We start from the raw sequence: 20,457 nt of genomic DNA, 5'->3' as shown, positions 1-20,457 counted from the left end.
GTCATTTCTTCGTTAAGTTTAAGTTTCCTAAAATTGCCTATAATTGATTCCGCCATGTCAGTAATTCATCTTTTTCCACTTTTTCAATTTTCCCATCCTCAACGAGCACATCCACTAACTGATCAAATCCTGTAATTGTCTGGAAGCTTATATTTGCATCGGCAAATTGCCGGGTGGATGTTTCTAAACCATAGGTAAAGATCGCTAAAACACCAATCACATTCGCACCTTCATGATCTAATGCTTGTGCCGCTTCAATGGAAGAGCCTCCTGTAGAAATAAGGTCTTCGATAACGAGAACGTTTTGACTGGCTTTAAATTCTCCCTCAATTTGGTTTCCTTTTCCATGGCTTTTTGGTTTGGACCTGACATAGACCATTGGTAAATCCAATCTGTCTGCCAGCCAGGCTGCATGAGGTATTCCTGCAGTCGCACATCCAGCAATTACATCTGGTTTTTCTTCCATATTTTCAATGATTTCGGCAAATATTTTGGATATTTTATTGCGGATTTCCGGATGGGACATTGTTAACCGGTTATCACAATATATAGGTGATTTTATGCCTGAGGTCCAAGTGAAATATTTTTCTGTATTTATTTGTACTGCTTTAATCGCTAACAGATTTCTTGCCAATTCATGATTTAATTCCATGCTGCCACTCCTTTACTGCTTGCTTATATGCCTTATATGGCTCCACGGCTTGGGTAATGCTTCTACCGATTACAAGTATATCTGCTTCATTACTGCCAGCAAATCCAGGCGTTGCAATTCGCTTCTGGTCATCCGCATTCGATTCTTTTAATCGAATCCCTGGTGTAACTGTTAAAAAGGATGAACCACAAACAGCTTTTATTTGCTTTGCTTCATGGACGGAACAGACAACCCCGTCGGCACCGTTTCCTTTTGCAAAATCAGCAAGGTGAACGGCATTTTCCTCTAACTTTCCAGGTAGTCTGAGTTCTTTATTCAACGTATCGTTATCCAGCGAAGTCAAAATGGTTACAGCAATTAATTTCGTATTGTGCCCATCGCCTGCGAGTAATCCTTCCCTGGCACGTTTGATCATCTCGCTTCCTCCCAGCGCGTGGACATTAACGATATCCACATCGAGTCCAGCAAGATTTTTCATTGCTTTCATTACGGTAGTCGGTATATCATGTAACTTTAAATCCAAGAAAACAGCATGATTATTTTCCTTTAATTTCTCTATTACCCGGGGGCCTTCCCGGTAAAATAATTCCATTCCCACTTTTACAGGAATACCTTGTAATTCATTTATATCCAGGAAATGCTTTGTTTCTGACCAGTTTTCAAAATCAAGGGCTACATAGATTGACTGATTCATGATGCATGAACTCCTTTTCCAACAGCTTCTGAAACCGATTCAAATCCATATTTATGAAGTACTTCAGGTAGTGCTTCAATGATTTCAGGACAAATAAACGGGTTTTGGAAATTTGCCGTACCAACGGCAACAGCATTAGCTCCTGCTAGCAAAAATTCCAGCACATCTTCCGCGTTACTGATGCCACCCATCCCGATAATTGGAATGTTTACATGCTGTTTAACTTCATAAATCATCCGGATGGCAACAGGTTTAATTGCCGGTCCGGAGAGACCACCTGTCTTATTAGCCAGTAGTGGACGCCTTGTTGGCAGATGGAGCTGCATACCCGATAAGGTATTAATCATTGTTAAACCATCTGCCCCTGCAGCTTCCACTGCTTTTGCCATTGTTACGATATCTGTAACATTTGGAGAAAGTTTCACATAAACAGGAAGATTGCTCGCTCTTTTAACAATTCTGGTGACATTTGCTGCCATTTCAGGATCTGTGCCAAACTGAATTCCTCCCTCTTTTACATTCGGGCAGGATATATTGAGCTCAAGTGCATCGACTTTATCCGTCTGATTAAATGTTTTAGCCACCAGTTCATATTCCTCCAATGTGCTTCCCGCGACATTTGCAATAATAGGAACACCATAATTTCCCAAAAAGGGTACTTCCGTTTCGATAATTTTAGCAACACCTGGATTCTGCAGCCCAATTGCATTCAGCATACCAGACGGGGTCTCAGCTACACGTGGCGTATGATTGCCATACCTCTGTGTCCCTGTGGCAGCTTTCATGATTACCGCACCGAGTTTACTTAAATCATAGAAATCACTGTATTCCCGTCCAAATCCAAAACAGCCTGAGGCGGGCATGATTGGATTTTTCAGGTTCAGTCCAGGTAATTCAACGGCTAAAGAACTCATAAAGTCACCTCCTGGGCCCTGAAAACCGGGCCATCTTTGCAAATCTTTTTATATCCACCCACATCGTCTGTCGGTATAACACACGCAAAGCATGCCCCTACTCCGCAGCCCATCCGTTCTTCCAGGGAAATATATCCTGGTTTGTCAGCAAGTTTTTTTTGTACTGCCTGAAGCATTGGTATAGGACCACAGGAATAGTACGTGTCAAAATCCTTTGTTTTATCTATAACATTTGTTACAAATCCCTTATAACCATAAGATCCATCATCCGTAACAATATACGTTTCACCAAGTTCGCGGAATTCATTTTCGTAAAAGACATTTTCAGCGGTTTGAAAACCCAGCACAGCGACAATTTGCTTCCCCTGCTCAGATAATGTTTTACCAAGATAATATAATGGTGGCACACCAATTCCACCCCCTATTAACAATACTGTCTCTAGTTCCTTGTTTTCGCTTGGAAATCCATTTCCACTAGGTCCCAACACATTAAATGTCATACCAGCCTGATAGGAAGCTAAATCTGCCGTTCCGGTTCCGACGATTTTAAACAAAATCGTAATCGTTGCATTATCTTTATTTATATTTGCGATAGATATTGGTCTTCTCAATGTATGTCCATCCACACTTACATGTACGAATTGGCCAGGTACAGCTGTTTGACTGATATAATCATTTTTCAGAACCATTTCGACTGTATCCAAAGCAATCCTATTTGTTGACTGGATTAACATTTCTTCTTTTCTCATCTTACAACAGCCTCTTTCTTAGACATTGGTTTTGCACTGAAAGTGGTTGAGTCAATTACATTCAGGATAGCATTTGCTGTGTCCAGGTTGGTAAGGCAGGCAATCCCGTGTTCCACCGCACCTCTTCGAATCATAAATCCGTCAGAGCGTGGCTGCTGGCCGGATGTGAGCGTATTAATCACATATTGAACCTTTCCGTTCTCTATAATGGAAAGCACATTTGGCTCATCCGAACCAATTTTCGCTACTTCGGTGACTGGTATTCCTGATTTGTTTATGAAAGCAGCTGTTCCCTCTGTTGCGTATAATTGAAAGCCCAATTGATGGAAACGATTTGCTATTTCAAGCGATTCATGCTTATCTTTATCAGCTATCGTCAATAGTACAGCACCCTCTTGAGGAACAGATACACCTGAGGCAAGCAACCCTTTATATAACGCCTTCTCCAATGTTTTATCATGACCGATTGCTTCACCAGTTGATTTCATTTCAGGTCCCAGAATAGTATCAACACTGCGTAATTTTTCAAAAGAGAATACAGGGACTTTAACGGACACCTCGTCGCCTTCCGGCAGTATTCCATTCTGGTAGCCAAGATCAGTTAACTTTGTTCCTAAAATACATTGTGTCGCAATATTAGCCATTGTTACACCGGTTATTTTACTTAAGAAAGGAATCGTTCTACTTGCACGCGGATTTACTTCCAGTACGTAAACATCTTCATTCTGGATAATAAACTGGATATTGATTAACCCTTTTACATGTAGAGCTTGTGCTATACGAGTAGCAGCATCCATGCATTTCTCCTTCACAGACTCAGTAATGCGCTGAGGTGGATATACTGCGATGGAATCTCCTGAATGAACACCGGATCGTTCAATATGCTCCATGATTCCCGGAATAATGACGGTTTCTCCATCACTAATCGCGTCCACTTCTACTTCAATACCAGTTATATATTTGTCGATTAAAATCGGATGTTCGCTTTGAATATTATCTGATTTCTTTAAATAAGCCTCCAACTCATTATCACTATACACGATTTCCATCCTGCTTCCGCCAATAACATAGGATGGACGGACTAACACGGGATAACCGATAGAGTTAGCTACTTCCATTGCCTGATCCAGCTTTTTAACAGCTTTACCTTTTGGACGTAATAAGTTCAATTCTTCCAAAAGTTCTTCAAATTTATCACGATCTTCTGCACGATCAATAGCTTCCAGATCTGTTCCTAGAATCTTCACACCCCGACGTTTGAGTCCTGCTGCTAAATTAATCGCTGTTTGTCCTCCGAATTGAACAATAACTCCTTCCGGCTGTTCTAAATCAACAACATGCATCACATCTTCCAGTGTCAGTGGTTCAAAATATAATTTATCCGAAATGCTGAAATCCGTTGAGACAGTTTCCGGATTATTATTCATAATGATTGCTTCATAGCCCATTTCTTTGATTGCCAATACGGAATGCACTGTTGCGTAATCAAATTCAATCCCCTGTCCGATTCGAATTGGGCCAGAACCCAGAACAAGAATCTTATTACGATTTGTTGAAATGGATTCATTTTCTTCTTCAAAAGTGCTGTAGAAATACGGGGTTTGTGATTCAAATTCTGCCGCACATGTATCCACCATTTTATAAACAGGTCTCATATTTTCTTTCGTTCGCAGTTCGTAAACCTCATCGATGGAAATGTTCCATAATCGTGCGATACACGCATCGGAAAAGCCTGATTTTTTGGCTTTTTCCAAGACTTCATTGGAAAATTTATTCTCCGTCAGTTCGATTTCCAATTTAATGATTTTTTCTATTTTCACAAGGAAAAAGCGGTCTATTTTTGTTAACTGAAAAATCTCATCAACCGTCATTCCTCTTCGTATTGCTTCGGCCAGTATAAATATCCGTTCATCTCCTGCTTTTTTAAGTCGCTTTACTATTTTCTCATTTGACAAAGATTCAAGACCATTTAACCGTAGCTCTTCGGTACCGATATCGAGTGAGCGGATTCCTTTTAATAGAGATTCTTCAAAATTTCTTCCAATCGCCATTACTTCACCGGTTGCTTTCATTTGTGTTCCAAGATAGCGGTCACCCGTGATAAATTTGTCAAACGGAAAACGCGGGAACTTTGTCACAACATAATCTAAGGCAGGCTCAAACAAAGCGGATGTGGTTCCGGTGATTGGATTAATAATTTCATCAAGGGTTAAGCCCACCGCTATCTTTGCAGCCATTTTAGCTATTGGATAACCAGTAGCCTTGGATGCAAGTGCGGATGATCTGCTTACCCGCGGATTAACTTCAATAATATAATAATTAAAACTGTTTGGATCAAGTGCTAATTGAACATTACAGCCACCCTCAATCTCCAGTGCTCGAATAATTTTTAAGGAAGCATTACGTAGCAACTGGTATTCACGATCACTCATTGTTTGTGAAGGTGCGACTACGATAGAATCGCCAGTATGAATTCCTACTGGATCCACATTTTCCATATTACATACAACAATCGCCTGATCATTTTTATCACGCATCACTTCATACTCAATTTCCTTAAAGCCTGCAATATTTTTCTCAATCAGACACTGATTGACAGGGGACAAGGCTAAACCATTCCGGGTGATTTTGATTAATTCTTCTTTGTTATAGCACATTCCACCCCCGGTTCCTCCAAGTGTGTATGCCGGTCGAACAATTAAAGGAAAACCGATTTCTTCAGCAAAAACACTTGCCTGTTCAACAGAATTCACGATGGAACTTTCCGGTACCGGTTCATTCAACTCCATCATTAAATCTCTAAACTGCTCACGATCCTCCGCTTTTTGAATTGCTTCCAAAGATGTTCCCAGCATGTTAACTCCATGCTCTTTGAGGATTCCCCTTTCTTCCAGTGCGACAGCCAGATTTAAACCGGTTTGACCACCTAGAGTTGGCAAAAGTGCATCTGGTTGTTCCTTTCGAATAATTTTCGTCAGAAACTCTACCGTCAGTGGTTCCATGTATACTTTATCTGCTACCGTATGATCTGTCATAATTGTTGCAGGATTGGAATTGGCAAGGATAACAGTGTACCCCTCTTCCTGTAATGCCTGACATGCCTGTGTACCGGAATAATCAAACTCTGCAGCCTGTCCGATAACAATCGGACCTGAACCGATGACGAGTATCTTTTGAGTATCTGCATTTTTAGGCATTTACTTCATCCTCCTTCTGAATCTCCTGTTTAATCATTTGCATAAAATCATCGAATAGAAAACTTGTATCTTCAGGCCCTGGTGAAGCCTCCGGTTGATATTGCACCGAAAATGCTGGATAAACCCGGTGCTTTATTCCTTCGACTGTATTATCATTCAAGGCGATTTGAGTCAGTTGTAAATCCGTATTGAACAGAGATTCTTCTACCACAGTATAGCCATGGCTCTGTGAGGTCATATACGTTTTTGATACCTCTAAATCTTTAACCGGATGATTGCCGCCTCTATGTCCGAATTTCATCTTTTCCGTATCTGCACCACAAGCCAATGCAAGCAGCTGATGTCCAAGACCAACACCAAACACAGGTATTTCACCAAGAACATTCTTTATCATATCGGTCGCCTCAGGTACATCTTTCGGGTCTCCCGGTCCATTCGTCAGCATTATTCCATCCGGCTTCAATCGCAATATATTTTCCGCACTATAGTTATATGGAACAACTGTAATATGACAATTATGCTGGGTCAGTTCACGTAAAATGCCATGTTTCATTCCAAAATCTACTACAACCATCCGCATGCCTCGTCCTGGTACAACATATGGTTTAATAGTTGAAGTCAGTTCAACCTGATTCCTCTCGGATTGCGTCTCCTTCAGCAGTTTCATGATTTTTTCTGAAGACTCCTCCACTGTTGTAATCATTGCCTTCATTGTTCCGGCTTTTCGAATGATTTTTGTCAATTTTCTTGTATCAATCCCTGATATTCCAGGTATATCATTTGCTTTCAAATAGCTGTCAAGACTCTCTTCACTCCGGAAATTGGATGGATAATCACATACCTCCTTCACAATAAAACCATGAATAAATGGTGTCACTGTTTCAAAGTCATCACGGTTTATCCCGTAGTTTCCAACTTGCGGATATGTCATCACAACGATTTGACCGCAACTGGAGGGATCTGAAATCACTTCCTGATATCCAGTCATTCCTGTATGGAAGACAACTTCACCTGTGGTCTTACTCTCACTTCCAAAACTCTCCCCAATAAACACCGTGCCATCTTCCAGAACTAATTGCCGTTTAGTCATTGATATCCTCCTTGTAAACTATCTTTCCTTCAGCTATTGTCAAAATCGGTGATCCAGCAACTTCCCAATTATGAAAAGGAGTGTTTTTTCCTTTAGAATCGAAGTTTTCTTTGTCAATTTTGGATGTTTTTTCTAAATCTACTAATGTAATATCTGCCACAGCATTTTCTTCCAATATCCCATAAGGCAAGTTGAAAACTTCTGCTGGTTTTATCGTTAACCAATCTACTAATTGCTTAAGCGTGATTTTGTTTGTTTTTACAAGGTTTGTATAAAGTAAAGAAAATGCTGTTTCAAGTCCAACGATGCCAAACGGCGCTTTCAGAAAACCCTCTGCTTTTTCATGTGCTGCATGTGGGGCGTGATCTGTTGCAATCATGTCGATCGTCCCATCAAGTAAGCCTTCAAGTAATGCTTCCTGATCTTCCCTTGCTCTAAGTGGCGGATTCATTTTTAAATTTGCATCATCAGTAAGAATATCTTTCTCATTCAATAATAAATGGTGTGGTGTCACTTCTGCTGTCACATTAATACCAGCTTTCTTCGCATCACGGATGATTCTTACTGATTCCTTTGTACTTACATGACAGACATGATAATGACAGCCGCTAGCTTCTGCGAGTAAAACGTCACGGGCGATTTGTACAGACTCACTAAGTGACGGAATACCAGGCAGGTCTAATCGCTCACTTACCCTGCCATCGTGTGTGACCCCACCGTATACGATCGAGTTATCTTCACAATGTGCTACAATTGGCTTCCCCGATATGGCAGCTTCCTTCATTGCACGCAGCATAAAATCAGCTGTTTGTATTCCGACACCGTCATCTGTGAAAGCGAATATGCCTGTCTCTGACAACTCCCCGATATTCGTCAGTTCTTCTCCTTGAAGATTTTTTGTGATAGCTGCATATGGTAATACTCGTATAACTGCATCCTGATTTATTTTATCCAGCAATGTATGAACCGTCCCGGCATTATCCGGTACTGGATTGGTATTCGGCATGGCGCAGACAGTCGTAAATCCACCACGGGCAGCTGCCTTTGTTCCAGATGCAATGGTTTCTTTATGTTCTCCGCCTGGTTCACGTAAATGAATGTGGACATCAATAAATCCTGGTAAAACAAGTTTTCCTTCACAATCAATTGTTTCATCCACTTCTTGAGCTATTGATCTATGGATTTTTTTTATTTTATCCCCCTCGATCAATACATCGCACATTTCCATGTTATCCGATGCTACGAGTTGCTTTGCATTTTTCAATAATATTCTCATTAATAATCCCCCATTTATTTAATAATTTCGTGATTATAGCCATTCTTATATAAACACCATTTTCCATTTGCTTAAAAATTCTTGAACGGTCACATTCCACCAACTCAGAATCTATTTCTACTCCCCGGTTCACCGGTGCAGGATGAAGGATTATTGCATGTTTTTTCATTCTCTTTTCACGTTCTTTTGTTAAACCATAGTTTTCAAGATAGTTGCTAGTATCTGAAGCATCAATTTCATGACGTTCATGCTGAATCCTCAGCAACATAATGACGTCACTGGTTTCTACAGCCTTATCCATGGATATATATGGGAATTCCATCGTCATATCTTCAAATCCCACTGCTGCGCTAAAGGATACTTTTGCTCCCAAAGCCCTTAATGCATACGCATTGGATCGTGCTACACGACTATGTCTTATATCTCCGGCTATCACTACATTCAAATCTTTAAAACTTCCATATTCCTGATAAATTGTCAACAGATCCAATAAGCACTGTGTAGGATGTTCAGCTTGGCCCGCCCCTGCGTTTACTACCGGGATGGAAAGATTTTCTCCCAGTTCTTCAATCCATGCATCTGATTCATGACGAATAACAAGTAAATTTGCGCCAATTGCTTCAAACGTTTTTACCGTATCATACAATGACTCCCCTTTTTGTGTACTTGAAGCTTCTGAATGCAAATCTAATACTTCCATTCCCATTTTTTTCTGTGCCACTGTAAAACTCATTTTTGTCCGTGTACTTGGTTCAAAAAATAAATTAGCCGCAAAAAGCTGTTTTTCTAATTGAAACCCATTTTCACGATACCTTTCAGCAGTTTCCAAGATTTGAATGATTTCTTCTGTAGTTAATTGATTAACAGATATAAAATGTCGCATAGCAGCCCTCCTAAGCCAGATTATTGCTTTTTAAGATCATCCTGATCCCCAAACATCGCTCCATTACCATAGCCGGTTTCTTTATCAGGCAAAACCAGATTCAGAATCACTCCGACAATAGCGGATAATGCCATCCCGGCAATCTGAACATCATCCGTTACCTCAATAAATGCCCCGCCGACTCCAATTACAAGAATGACAGATGAAATAACAAGATTCCGGTTAATGCTTAAATCAACTTGGTTATCGATTAACATTCGTAAGCCATTGGAAGCAATGATACCAAATAACAGAATGGACACACCGCCCATTACAGCTGTTGGAATTGAACTGATTGTTGCTGTTATGATACCGGTGAAACCAAATATTACTGCTAAAACTGCTGCTCCACCGATAACGTACACACTGAATACGCGGGTAATGGATAAAACTCCGATATTTTCACCATAAGTTGTATTCGGTGGTCCACCAATTAATGATGCAATTATGGTGGCAACTCCATCCCCCATAATGGAACGGTGGAGACCTGGTTTCTTCAGAAAGTTACGTCCTGAAATTTTTGATAATACCATCTGATCCCCAATGTGTTCCGCAATGGTTACAAGCGCGACTGGAACCATCACAGCGATAATTTGTAAATTTAAAATCTCTTGGGGAGAATAATGAACAAATGGCAAGATAAAGTCCGACATTTGAAAAATTGCTCCAAAAAATTCTCCAATCGATCCAGCATTTGTAATTTCAGCCCACTCTGCTTTAATTGGAGCAGTATCCACAATTCCTTGAAAAAGTGCAACAATATAACCTGTAACGATACCAATTAAAATTGGGATAAGGCTGAAAAATCCTTTAAAAAATATCGAGGCAATTACTGTAACCACTAATGTTACGAATGCTACGAATAAGTAACTGCCACTATAGACCTCATTATCATACATTGCCATGTCAATCGCTGTTGGTGCTAATCCTAAACCAATGACGATAATCACCGGACCAACCACAATTGGTGGCAAAATCCGCATAAGCCAATTGGTTCCCAGAAACTTAATCAATACAGCTACCGAACCATAGACAATCCCAGCCAGAAAGCTTCCAACCATTGCTCCTGCAGGTCCTGATGCTGCACTTGCTGCGATAATCGGCGCAATGAATGCAAAGCTTGAGCCTAAATAAGCCGGAATCTGTCCCTTGGTTATGATTATATAAGCCAGCGTCCCTAAACCACTTGATACCAATGCCACCCCTGGAGATAAACCAGTTAGAAAAGGTACCAGGATGGTTGAGCCGAACATAGCAAACAAATGCTGTATACTTAGCAAAAACCATCGATTTAATTTAGGTATTTCATTTACATCCATTGCTATATTTTTTTCTGCCATTTTTATTCCCCCAGTTTTACTGCATAAAAAAACCTCTTTGCATAAGGTTGCAAAGAGGTACACGTGAACAATTATCCACGTTTCCATTTAACAACCTTATAAATCTCTCTGGATTTAATTAAAGGTTTGACTCTATTATTTTTCGTATATAGATACTTGATCTAACTCATCCGTTTCTTTTAATTGAACGACAATTATTTCTTTTTCGGATGTAGGAATATTTTTTCCTACATAATCTGCTCGGATTGGTAATTCACGGTGCCCTCTGTCTACGAGAACTCCCAGTTGAATTTGTGAAGGCCTGCCGTTATCCATAACCGCATCCATTGCTGCTCTTATTGTTCTTCCTGTATATAATACGTCATCAATTAATATTACTTTTTTCTCTCTAAGATTAGAATCAATATTAATTGCTTTTAATTCTGGATCCTGACTTTGTGCAACTTTTTCTAAATCATCCCGATATAAAGTGATGTCCAGTTCACCTGTTGGAACAGTAATATCTTCAATTTGCTTTATTTTTTCCTGCAGCCTTCTGGTAAGTGGAACTCCTCTTGTTTTAATCCCAACTAAAAGCAAGTTTTCCCCACCCTTATTCTTTTCAACAATTTCATGAGCAATTCGAGTTAATGCACGATTGATTGAGGGCTGATCCAATATTTCAGTCTTCTTTTTCATTTTATTCACCTCATTTAATAAAAAAATCCCTTTTCTCCATGAGGAGAAAAGGGATTTGGGTAAGCGCAATTTACATACGTATACCATTCCGATTCCTTTTCAGCCTCACAGGACTGTATTAAAGGTTCATTTATTTACTTCGTATATTATTTCAAAATTCACTGCGCCTGTCAATACTTTTTCTCAATATATGCTAATACTTCTTGAAAAGGGGCAGGTGCAGCAACTTCAAATTCCATCCACTCATCTGTTTTTGGATGTGTAAAGCCAAGTCCTTTTGCATGTAAAGCCTGCCCATCAATACCCAACGTTTTGCGAGGTCCATATTTAGGGTCTCCAACAAGAGGATAACCAATATATTTCATATGTACACGTATCTGGTGGGTCCTTCCGGTCTCCAATTGACATTCCACATGTGTATAGTCGGTGTAGCTTTGTAACACCCGAAAATGTGTAACAGCAGTTCTGCCACTATCAACTATTCCCATTTTCTGACGATCTTTGGGATCTCTTCCAATTGGAGCTTCTATCATTCCCGTTTCATGAGGTATTTCTCCATGAACAATTGCTTCATATATACGTTTGATGTCCTTATTCGACAATTGTTCTGATAAATGAACATGAGCCTGATCGTTTTTTGCAACTACTAGCAACCCACTCGTGTCTTTATCAATTCGGTGGACAATACCCGGTCTTTCGACACCATTGATCCCTGATAAGTCATCACAATGATGCAATAGGGCATTCACTAATGTACCGTCCTGATGCCCGGCGGATGGATGCACTACCATCCCTCTTGGCTTATTGACAACCAAAAGATCACGGTCCTCGTACACAATAGCTAATGGAATATTTTCCGGAAGTATGTCCAAGGGTTCGACTTCAGGAATAGACCAATTTATGTCGTCTCCTACCTGACATTTATAATTTGCCTTTACCTGCTTTCCGTTAACCGTTACATGCTCTTTTGTTATCCATAACTGGGCCTGAGAACGGGAGGTTTCCGGATTTATAGCAGTCAGTAATTTATCAATTCGTTGTTTTGCCTGTTCTTCTGTTACTGTATGGTGAAATACACTCATTTTTTAGATTTCCTTTCTTTTGTTTCATCAATTATTGTTGCTATGATGACTAGAATAACACCAATCGTTAAAGCGGAGTCTGCTATGTTAAAGATAGGAAAATCATAGTTAAAGATAATAAAATCAAAGAAATCTACAACTTCCTGATGGAAAAGACGATCAATAAAGTTTCCGATTGAGCCACCCAGGAGGAAACTTAGTGCAATCGCTAAGAATTTATCATTTTTGCCATATTTTTGCATGTAGTAGATAATCCCTATCACTACAATCAGTGTGACAATATAGAAAAACAGCATCTGTCCCTGTAATATTCCCCAGGCAGCGCCTGCATTCCGGTGTGATGTGAGATAAAAGAAGTTTTCAATAACTGTGATCTGTTCACCGAGCTCCATTGTTTTTACAACAAACCATTTACTCAGCTGATCTATTGCAATAATGATTAGTGCAATTATATAGTACACATACATCCCTTTTCCTCCGATTTCATTTCTAAGTCTTATTTATCTTATACTTTACACGGTTAATTTTCAATTAAAAAATACCCCTCTTATAATATTAGAAGGGCATTTTTTAATAACTATTATGCCGAATAGTGCTCTTTCACAACAGCTGCACAACGTGTACACAATTCAGGATGATCGTTATCTTCCCCAACTGTTTCTGATGCTACCCAGCAACGCTCACATTTTTCTCCAGGATGTTTTTCTACCGCCACGTCAACATATTTATACGCTTTTGCTTCTTGATTACTTTCAGTGACCTCAGCTTCAGATACGATTAGAAACTGATGTAAATGTTCAAAAGCATGTAACACATCTTTTGTTTCTTCATCCTTTGGAACCAATGTAACTTTTGCTTCCAGTGATTTACCTATAACTTTTTCATTTCTTGCTTCTTCCAGGGCTTTTAATACATCATCCCGAAGCTTCATAAAGTGATTCCACTTAACTTCTGTATTTTCGATACCAGCAATCTTTCTTGGTTCCGGTATGTCAGTTAACTGCACACTTTCTTCTTCAATACCAGGAATGTATTCCCATATCTCATCCGCTGTATGTGGGATGATTGGTGCTAAAAGCTTAACCAAAGTTATCAAAATTTCATAATACCCGGTTTGAATGCTGCGGCGGCGTTTATTGTCTTTTGCTTCAATGTATAGAACATCTTTAGCAAAATCCAAATAGAACGAACTTAAATCAACCGCACAAAAGTTATGAATTTGGTGAAAAATTGGAGCGTACTCAAACGCATCATAACTTGCGCGTACATCACTTACCACTTGCTGAAGGCGATGAAGCATGTAACGATCTACTTCCTCCAATTCCTGCTCAGGAACTTGATCTGTATCCGGATCAAAATCAGCCAGATTTGCAAGCATGAAACGGAATGTATTTCTAATTTTTCGGTAAGCCTCTGATGTTTGTTTTAATATATCCTGTGAGATACGGACATCTGCCTGATAATCAACAGAAGATACCCACAGCCGTAAAATATCAGCCCCTAATTGTTTTTGAACCTTCGATGGTACAATAACATTGCCTAATGATTTACTCATTTTTCGGCCGTTACCATCTAATGCAAAGCCGTGGCTAATAATATTTTCATATGGAGATTTCCCCGTAACTGCTACAGCAGTAGAAATAGATGAATTGAACCATCCACGGTATTGGTCACTGCCTTCTAAATAAACATCAGCCGGGCGTCTATGGCCTTCCCTGTTCAATAGTACCGCTTCATGGGATGAACCTGAATCAAACCACACATCCATAATATCTGTTTCTTTTGTGAACTTTCCATTCGGGCTATGTTCTGAAGTAAATCCTTCAGGCAACAAGTCTTTAGCTTCTCGCTCAAACCAAACATTCGATCCATGCTCTTCAAAAAGTTTAGACACATGTGCAATTGTTTCATCCGTAATAATTGGAGTATTATCTTCTCCATAAAACACTGGAATTGGAACGCCCCATGTACGCTGCCTGGAAATACACCAATCTTCACGATCACGTACCATGTTATGGAGCCTTGTTTCTCCCCATGCCGGGTACCATTTAATACGGTTGATTTCATTCAAAATATCCTGACGGAAATCTTTAATGGATGCAAACCATTGAGAAGTTGCACGGAAAATGGTTGGTTTCTTAGTACGCCAATCATGTGGATAGGAGTGGGTAATAAATGTAAGTTTGAGCAGAGCCCCTACTTCTTCTAATTTTTCCGTTATATTTTTGTTGGCTTTATCATAAAATAACCCTTCAAATCCTGGTGCTTCATTCGTAAATACACCCTTATCATCAACAGGGGAGAGCGGTTCTATACCGTATGACTTGGCTACAACAAAGTCATCTTCCCCGTGCCCGGGAGCCGTATGAACACATCCTGTACCCGCATCTGTTGTTACATGTGTACCTAGCATTACGAGTGAGTCACGATCATAAAACGGATGTCTCGTAACAATTTTATCTGCTTCCTGTCCTTTAAAAGATTTTACGGTTTGTGGGTTCTCCCATTCCAATTCCTCAGAAACGGATTCCAGTAATGCTTGAGCTACTACATATTTTTCTTGATTTACTTCAACTACCACATATTCCAAATCCGGATGGAGACTTATACCGAGGTTGGCTGGAATTGTCCATGGAGTTGTCGTCCATACAATGAACTTCTCTCCGCCCTCAAGTAAACCTTTTCCATCTGTTACCTCAAGTGTTACATAAATGGAAGGTGAACGTTTATCATGATATTCTATTTCCGCCTCTGCTAAAGCTGATTCAGATGATGGGGACCAATAAACTGGCTTTAATCCTTTATAAATGTATCCCTTTTTAGCCATTTCACCAAATACCTTAATCTGAGCAGCTTCATAGTCCTTTGTCAGCGTTATATATGGATTATCCCAATCTCCGCGGACTCCCAACTGTTTAAATTGAGTCCGTTGATTGTCAACTTGACCCATTGCATATTCTGCACACATTTGTCTGAATTCAGCAATGTTCATTTCTTTTCGTTTTATTTTTTTATTTTTTGTCAATGCCGTTTCAATCGGCAAACCATGTGTATCCCACCCTGGAACATATGGTGCATGGTAACCGGTCATTGATTTATGGCGTACAATGATATCTTTTAATATTTTATTTAAAGCATGACCAATATGCAAATCTCCATTCGCATAAGGTGGTCCATCGTGCAGAACAAATAGTGGTCTCCCCTTTGTTCTTTCCTGAACTTTTTCATATATCTTGGTCTCTTCCCAATGTTCCTGTCTTTTCGGCTCTTTATTCGGTAAATTACCACGCATTGGAAATTTTGTTTTTGGCATTAATAACGTATCTTTATAATCCATTTACGCTTCCTCCTAATATTTTCTTCCTTCATAATTTCAGACTAAGGCGTATACCTATGGCTTGGCGAGAGCCATTTTTTCTAAAAATAAAAAACGAGTCTCTAAATCCCAAAAGGGACGAGAAGACTCGCGGTACCACCCTTATAAATTTAAAATCAAATACTGTTTTAAATTCACTCGATATTCGTAACGGGAATTAACCGTCCATTACTACTAGTGTTTCAGGTATTCATAATGGATACTCAAGAGTGATATTCTAAAAGCTTTACTGTATCAGGCTTCCACCATCTCCTGACTCGCTATGCAGCAACGACTTCTATACTTGCTCTATCATTGTAATTGTATATTTAGTTAAACGTTGTTTGTATGAATTATATGTAATATTTCAAAGAACGTCAAGGTCTATGATTTACTTTCAATTAATTCAAGTTCGTCACCCAAGTCTTCATCAAATAATTCTTCCCAATCCTCTGTATTGATCATTTCCAACTGGGCCTCTACAAGCATCTTTAAACGTGTCCGGAATACCTTCGCCTGTTTTTTAAGTTCTTCAACATCCATGGAGATACGTCGTGACTTATTTAATGCTTCATTAATAATCCGGTCTGCATTTTTTTCTGCTTCTTTAATAATCAGTTTAGATTCCTTTGTTGCACTGCCCTTCACTTCTTCAGCTGTCTCCTGGGCAACCAAAATGGATTTATTCAATGTTTCTTCAATATTATTAAAATGTCCCAATCTTTCATTCAATTGTTCAACCTTTTCCTTCAAGTCTTTATTGTCTCTGATGGCTGTTTCATAATCTTTAATGACCTGATCCAAAAATTCATTTACTTCATCTTCATCATAACCACGAAAACTTCTGGTGAATTCTTTGTTATGAATATCCAATGGTGTTAATGGCACATTGGCCACCTCCTCAGGGAAATTATAATCTTTCCAGTCTTTCACATAAATTCGACACAAATCATCTATTTCCTGCAAGATTAATGCATTTTATTTTAAAACAGCTGTTGTTACTTTCCACTTATCTTTTTTCGTACGACCATTTATTTTAACAAGCTTGCTTCTTCCTTTTCCCCGCAGTGAAAGCAAATCACCTTCCTGAAGCAGGACTTTCCCGTTATCCATCACCTTAAAATTCACTTTCACCATTTGTTTTGTAATATAATTGGCAGCTTCTTTTCTGGAGATGTTGTAAATTTCTTTTACCAGGGCATCCAGACGCAATGATGAAACTGTCTTATCTGATTCAATCCAATGCATTTTATTCTCTATAAAAGAAGAAAAAGGCTTTTTCTCCAGTTTGATTTTAGCTTTCTTAATGGATGTTAGATTTGTCAAAACATATGGAGCTATTTCATCAGCTACGACGATTTGTATGATTCCTTCACCGATAAAAATATCTCCAAGTTTCTTCCGTTTGATACCCAAAGATAAGAATGCACCCATAACATCACGATGCTTTAAAGTTATAAATTTGTCTGCAAAATCTGCCTGAAGTAATGTAATTTGAAAACTGTCCGTTGTAATTTCTTCATAGAAAGGAGCAACTATGACCCGGCTTCGCTCAACGTGAGTTCCCCCACCGTTATTATATATTTTCAACTCATCATTTTGAGTTCCAATTAACATATCTATAATCTGTTGTTCCCTCGGATCAAGAAAATCTGTCAATTTTGGCTGAAAGGATTGTTCTACTTGTTCCTTCCAGGATATAACCTGATCGATGAAAGGCTGCTCCTCTTTACGAAAATGCTGATAAATATCCAATATGAACACCCTTTAGATCATCATCGTAAATAAATGTGCTAAGCCAAACTTGGCAAATTGTAACACAATAATGGCCACAATTGGTGATAAATCGATCATACCAAGTGGTGGAATGAACTTCCGAAAAACTTCAAGATAAGGTTCACAGATTCTCCCTAAAAATTCTCCAAAAGAGGATTCACGGGCGCCAGGAAACCATGACATTAAAATGTATACAATTAGCGCATAACTGTATATCGTTAAAGCAAGATTTAATATATTAAATAATTGAATCATCTATTCACTACCATCCTTTTTCAAAATCCGCCTCTTCTACAACTGCATCTGTTATTGTGCCCGATACATCCACATTATCAGGAGTGCATAAAAATGTTTCCACTCCCAACTTTTGAATATCACCGTTCACAGCATAGACGGTACCACTAAGAAAATCGACAATTCTTTTTGCCTGCTGATTTTCAACACGCTGCAGGTTTATAACAACAGCTCTTCGATTCACAATATTATCTGCAATTTCCTGTGCTTCATTATACGTTCTTGGTTCACAGAGAACAACTTTTGAGGAAGGCTGTTGCATGCTTGTTAAATTAACGACATTCTGATTTTTTGACTTTCCATTGGAATTGCTTTCCTGTTCCGGAGTTTCTTCCACATATTCGTATTCATATTCATCATCCATCGTAAAATAATTTTTGATTTTATTTTTAATACTCATTATCTCACCTCACTAATTTTTATTAACCCACTAGATCAGATCCGATTCGAATATGTGTAGCCCCCTCTTCGATAGCAATTTCATAATCATTGCTCATACCCATGGATAAAAATTCACATGGGGCATGAGGAAGATTCCTGTTTTTTACTGAGTCTCTTAATTCTGCCAACTGTTTAAATATTTTCCTTATCTGAATATTGTCCTCTACATGCGGTGCCATTGTCATTAATCCTACAACTCGTACATTTTCATAATCAGAAATCTTCTCAAGAAATGATATAACCTCTTCAGGTGCCAGTCCATGTTTTGTCTCTTCTCCACTCACATTGACCTGAACAAAGCAGTCTACCCGATTTATCGCCCGTTTATTGATTTCCTTTGCTAATGAGGTTCGATCCAGAGAATGGATGACGTCTACTTTATTTATAACCTCTTTTACTTTTCTAGACTGCAATGTTCCAATGAAGTGCCATTTTGCGTGATTTGTAAAATGATTGTATTTTTCCAAAAAACCTTCCAGACGATTCTCACCAAGATTTTTAATACCTGCATCAATTGTTTCTTTTGTTCGTTCTATTGTAACATATTTCGTAACTCCTATAATGCTTATTTCTTCCGGATTTCGATTGCTTTTCACGCAAGCTTGTCTAATTTTAGTTTGAATGAGTTCGTAATTTGCTGCTACATTCATTCGTTCATTCTCCTCCCCCAGTATAATCATGTTGAATAACCCAGAAAACCCAACATTCTTCCAGACCTGCCATTATCACGCCGATGTGAAAAGAATAAGGAATTATCATTATACGTGCAATAATTTGTTATATCTATATTATTACGTAACACCCCTGATTGTAAAAGGATTTCTACATTTAATTGCTTTAAATCCAATAAATAGCGGTTCTTCTCTTTTTCAATTACGGTTTTTTCCCTTTCCCTGTAAGTAATATGACGAGTTACATAATCATTTACCTCATAATATTGTTGCGTAATACAGGGGCCAATAACTACGAGAAGCTCCTTCATGTTTACATGGAGAGCCTGGAGTTCCTGTACCATTTTTCCTGCTATTCTGCTGACAGTCCCTCTCCAGCCTGCATGAGCAATTCCAATATACCCTGTTGTCGGATCAAAAAAGAATAAAGGTACACAGTCAGCAAAAAAAGCCGTACATAATACTCCTGCTTCATTTGTAATCAACCCGTCTGTCCCTTTAATGGCACTTTGATGAGAAGCAGCCCCTTTTCCTTTATCATCGCTTGTAATTATTTGTACATTTGTTTGGTGAATCTGCTCACCTGTTACCCAACGATCTAAAGGTATCCTTAATTTTTGAGCCAGTGACTGACGGTTTGCAATAACGTCATCATATTGATCAGCTACATGCAGACCACAATTTAACGTATTGAAGGGAGCTTGACTTACGCCGCCCATTCTGGTTGTAAACCCTGCTTTCAGTTTAGGATGCAACTGTTGCCATTTTTCTATCTGTAGATAGGATTCATCGATATGTGTAAATGGTTCCTGCATTGGATGACCTCCTGAATAAATACTTTTACTATCTTATCATATTTTCTGTATTTATTCTTTCTCACTAAAATGGGGTTCTGCATATAATTGAGGTGCCTGTGTTTCTTTAACAAGAATGACATCAGAACCTATTCGTACTATTTGGTCCCAATGAATAATCATTTCATCAGATTTACCGAAAAGACCATCTTTCTTTTCTCGAACAATAATGATGATTGCAAGAATTCTGCCTTTATCTGGATCGATTTCCAAGTCGGAAATATGGCCAATACGTCTTCCATCATCCACAACAATAACCTCTTTCATTTGTAGTTCAGATAATTTTATCATTCGTACACACACCACCTTCATTAAAATATATGCATGAGTCTATGATTTCTTTCACCAAAATTGGAAAACTTAGCTTTTCGTCACATGTACTTTTGTAAGAAAACAACTGTTATTAGAACGGGAAAAATTATTAAGTATAACCATCATGAACCAAGATTATACCTTTTTCTGGCTGGCTCTT

Annotated in this window: 20 protein-coding genes and 1 other annotated feature; all 20 genes read right to left on the bottom strand. The window is 38.9% G+C overall.

From position 1 onward, the window contains the following. Positions 1–37 precede the first annotated feature (37 nt). Positions 38–652, bottom strand: a complete 615-nt coding sequence (gene pyrE, locus ACZ427_RS06885) for an orotate phosphoribosyltransferase (RefSeq protein WP_461179714.1) — start codon at positions 650–652, stop codon at positions 38–40. Continuing rightward, a complete protein-coding gene (pyrF, locus tag ACZ427_RS06880; RefSeq protein WP_461179715.1) occupies positions 636–1,346 on the bottom strand; it encodes an orotidine-5'-phosphate decarboxylase in 711 nt (236 codons plus the stop codon). The genes pyrE and pyrF overlap by 17 nt, the downstream gene beginning before the upstream one ends. Then, complete coding sequence (locus ACZ427_RS06875) at positions 1,343–2,260, bottom strand: dihydroorotate dehydrogenase (RefSeq protein WP_461179716.1); 918 nt, start codon at positions 2,258–2,260, stop codon at positions 1,343–1,345. The genes pyrF and ACZ427_RS06875 overlap by 4 nt, the downstream gene beginning before the upstream one ends. Next, on the bottom strand, positions 2,257–3,009 hold the full coding sequence (locus tag ACZ427_RS06870) for a dihydroorotate dehydrogenase electron transfer subunit (protein ID WP_461179717.1): 753 nt from the start codon (positions 3,007–3,009) through the stop codon (positions 2,257–2,259). Before ACZ427_RS06870 ends, ACZ427_RS06875 begins: the two co-directional genes overlap by 4 nt. Next, entirely contained in the window at positions 3,006–6,206 is a 3,201-nt protein-coding gene (gene carB / locus ACZ427_RS06865; RefSeq protein WP_461179718.1) for a carbamoyl-phosphate synthase large subunit, read from the bottom strand. Before carB ends, ACZ427_RS06870 begins: the two co-directional genes overlap by 4 nt. Next, entirely contained in the window at positions 6,199–7,296 is a 1,098-nt protein-coding gene (locus ACZ427_RS06860) for a carbamoyl phosphate synthase small subunit (protein WP_461179719.1), read from the bottom strand. Before ACZ427_RS06860 ends, carB begins: the two co-directional genes overlap by 8 nt. Further along, positions 7,289–8,572, bottom strand: a complete 1,284-nt coding sequence (locus ACZ427_RS06855) for a dihydroorotase (RefSeq protein ID WP_461179720.1) — start codon at positions 8,570–8,572, stop codon at positions 7,289–7,291. The genes ACZ427_RS06860 and ACZ427_RS06855 overlap by 8 nt, the downstream gene beginning before the upstream one ends. Further along, on the bottom strand, positions 8,526–9,455 hold the full coding sequence (locus ACZ427_RS06850) for an aspartate carbamoyltransferase catalytic subunit (RefSeq protein WP_461179721.1): 930 nt from the start codon (positions 9,453–9,455) through the stop codon (positions 8,526–8,528). The genes ACZ427_RS06855 and ACZ427_RS06850 overlap by 47 nt, the downstream gene beginning before the upstream one ends. 20 nt (positions 9,456–9,475) lie before the next feature. Further along, positions 9,476–10,834 carry a solute carrier family 23 protein gene (locus ACZ427_RS06845; protein ID WP_461179722.1) on the bottom strand — a complete coding sequence of 453 codons (1,359 nt, stop codon included), beginning with the start codon at positions 10,832–10,834 and terminating at the stop codon, positions 9,476–9,478. A 135-nt stretch (positions 10,835–10,969) separates the two neighbouring features. Beyond that, positions 10,970–11,512 carry a bifunctional pyr operon transcriptional regulator/uracil phosphoribosyltransferase PyrR gene (gene pyrR / locus ACZ427_RS06840; RefSeq protein ID WP_461179723.1) on the bottom strand — a complete coding sequence of 181 codons (543 nt, stop codon included), beginning with the start codon at positions 11,510–11,512 and terminating at the stop codon, positions 10,970–10,972. 170 nt (positions 11,513–11,682) lie between these two features. After that, on the bottom strand, positions 11,683–12,594 hold the full coding sequence (locus ACZ427_RS06835; protein ID WP_461179724.1) for an RluA family pseudouridine synthase: 912 nt from the start codon (positions 12,592–12,594) through the stop codon (positions 11,683–11,685). After that, a complete protein-coding gene (lspA, locus tag ACZ427_RS06830) occupies positions 12,591–13,061 on the bottom strand; it encodes a signal peptidase II (protein WP_461179725.1) in 471 nt (156 codons plus the stop codon). Before lspA ends, ACZ427_RS06835 begins: the two co-directional genes overlap by 4 nt. 113 nt (positions 13,062–13,174) lie before the next feature. Beyond that, positions 13,175–15,931, bottom strand: a complete 2,757-nt coding sequence (gene ileS, locus ACZ427_RS06825) for an isoleucine--tRNA ligase (protein WP_461179726.1) — start codon at positions 15,929–15,931, stop codon at positions 13,175–13,177. 110 nt (positions 15,932–16,041) lie between these two features. Next, positions 16,042–16,274: a binding site (T-box leader), on the bottom strand. A gap of 59 nt (positions 16,275–16,333) precedes the next feature. Next, complete coding sequence (locus tag ACZ427_RS06820; protein ID WP_461179824.1) at positions 16,334–16,837, bottom strand: DivIVA domain-containing protein; 504 nt, start codon at positions 16,835–16,837, stop codon at positions 16,334–16,336. 90 nt (positions 16,838–16,927) lie between these two features. Then, on the bottom strand, positions 16,928–17,713 hold the full coding sequence (locus ACZ427_RS06815; protein ID WP_464883547.1) for a YlmH family RNA-binding protein: 786 nt from the start codon (positions 17,711–17,713) through the stop codon (positions 16,928–16,930). 3 nt (positions 17,714–17,716) lie between these two features. Next, positions 17,717–17,980, bottom strand: a complete 264-nt coding sequence (locus tag ACZ427_RS06810) for a YggT family protein (protein ID WP_461179728.1) — start codon at positions 17,978–17,980, stop codon at positions 17,717–17,719. 7 nt (positions 17,981–17,987) lie between these two features. Further along, positions 17,988–18,419 (bottom strand): cell division protein SepF, encoded by a 432-nt coding sequence (locus tag ACZ427_RS06805; protein WP_461179729.1) that lies wholly within the window; start codon positions 18,417–18,419, stop codon positions 17,988–17,990. Between the two features lie 22 nt (positions 18,420–18,441). After that, positions 18,442–19,110 carry a YggS family pyridoxal phosphate-dependent enzyme gene (locus ACZ427_RS06800; RefSeq protein ID WP_461179730.1) on the bottom strand — a complete coding sequence of 223 codons (669 nt, stop codon included), beginning with the start codon at positions 19,108–19,110 and terminating at the stop codon, positions 18,442–18,444. Between the two features lie 26 nt (positions 19,111–19,136). After that, positions 19,137–19,946, bottom strand: coding sequence for a peptidoglycan editing factor PgeF (gene pgeF / locus ACZ427_RS06795; protein ID WP_461179731.1), 810 nt, complete (start codon positions 19,944–19,946; stop codon positions 19,137–19,139). A gap of 51 nt (positions 19,947–19,997) precedes the next feature. After that, complete coding sequence (locus ACZ427_RS06790; RefSeq protein WP_461179732.1) at positions 19,998–20,276, bottom strand: YlmC/YmxH family sporulation protein; 279 nt, start codon at positions 20,274–20,276, stop codon at positions 19,998–20,000. Positions 20,277–20,457: the final 181 nt, after the last annotated feature.

The organism is Virgibacillus ainsalahensis (genome assembly GCF_055380755.1).
The sequence above is the reverse complement of the archived record's forward strand: the minus strand, read 5'-3'. Positions and strand labels throughout refer to the sequence as shown.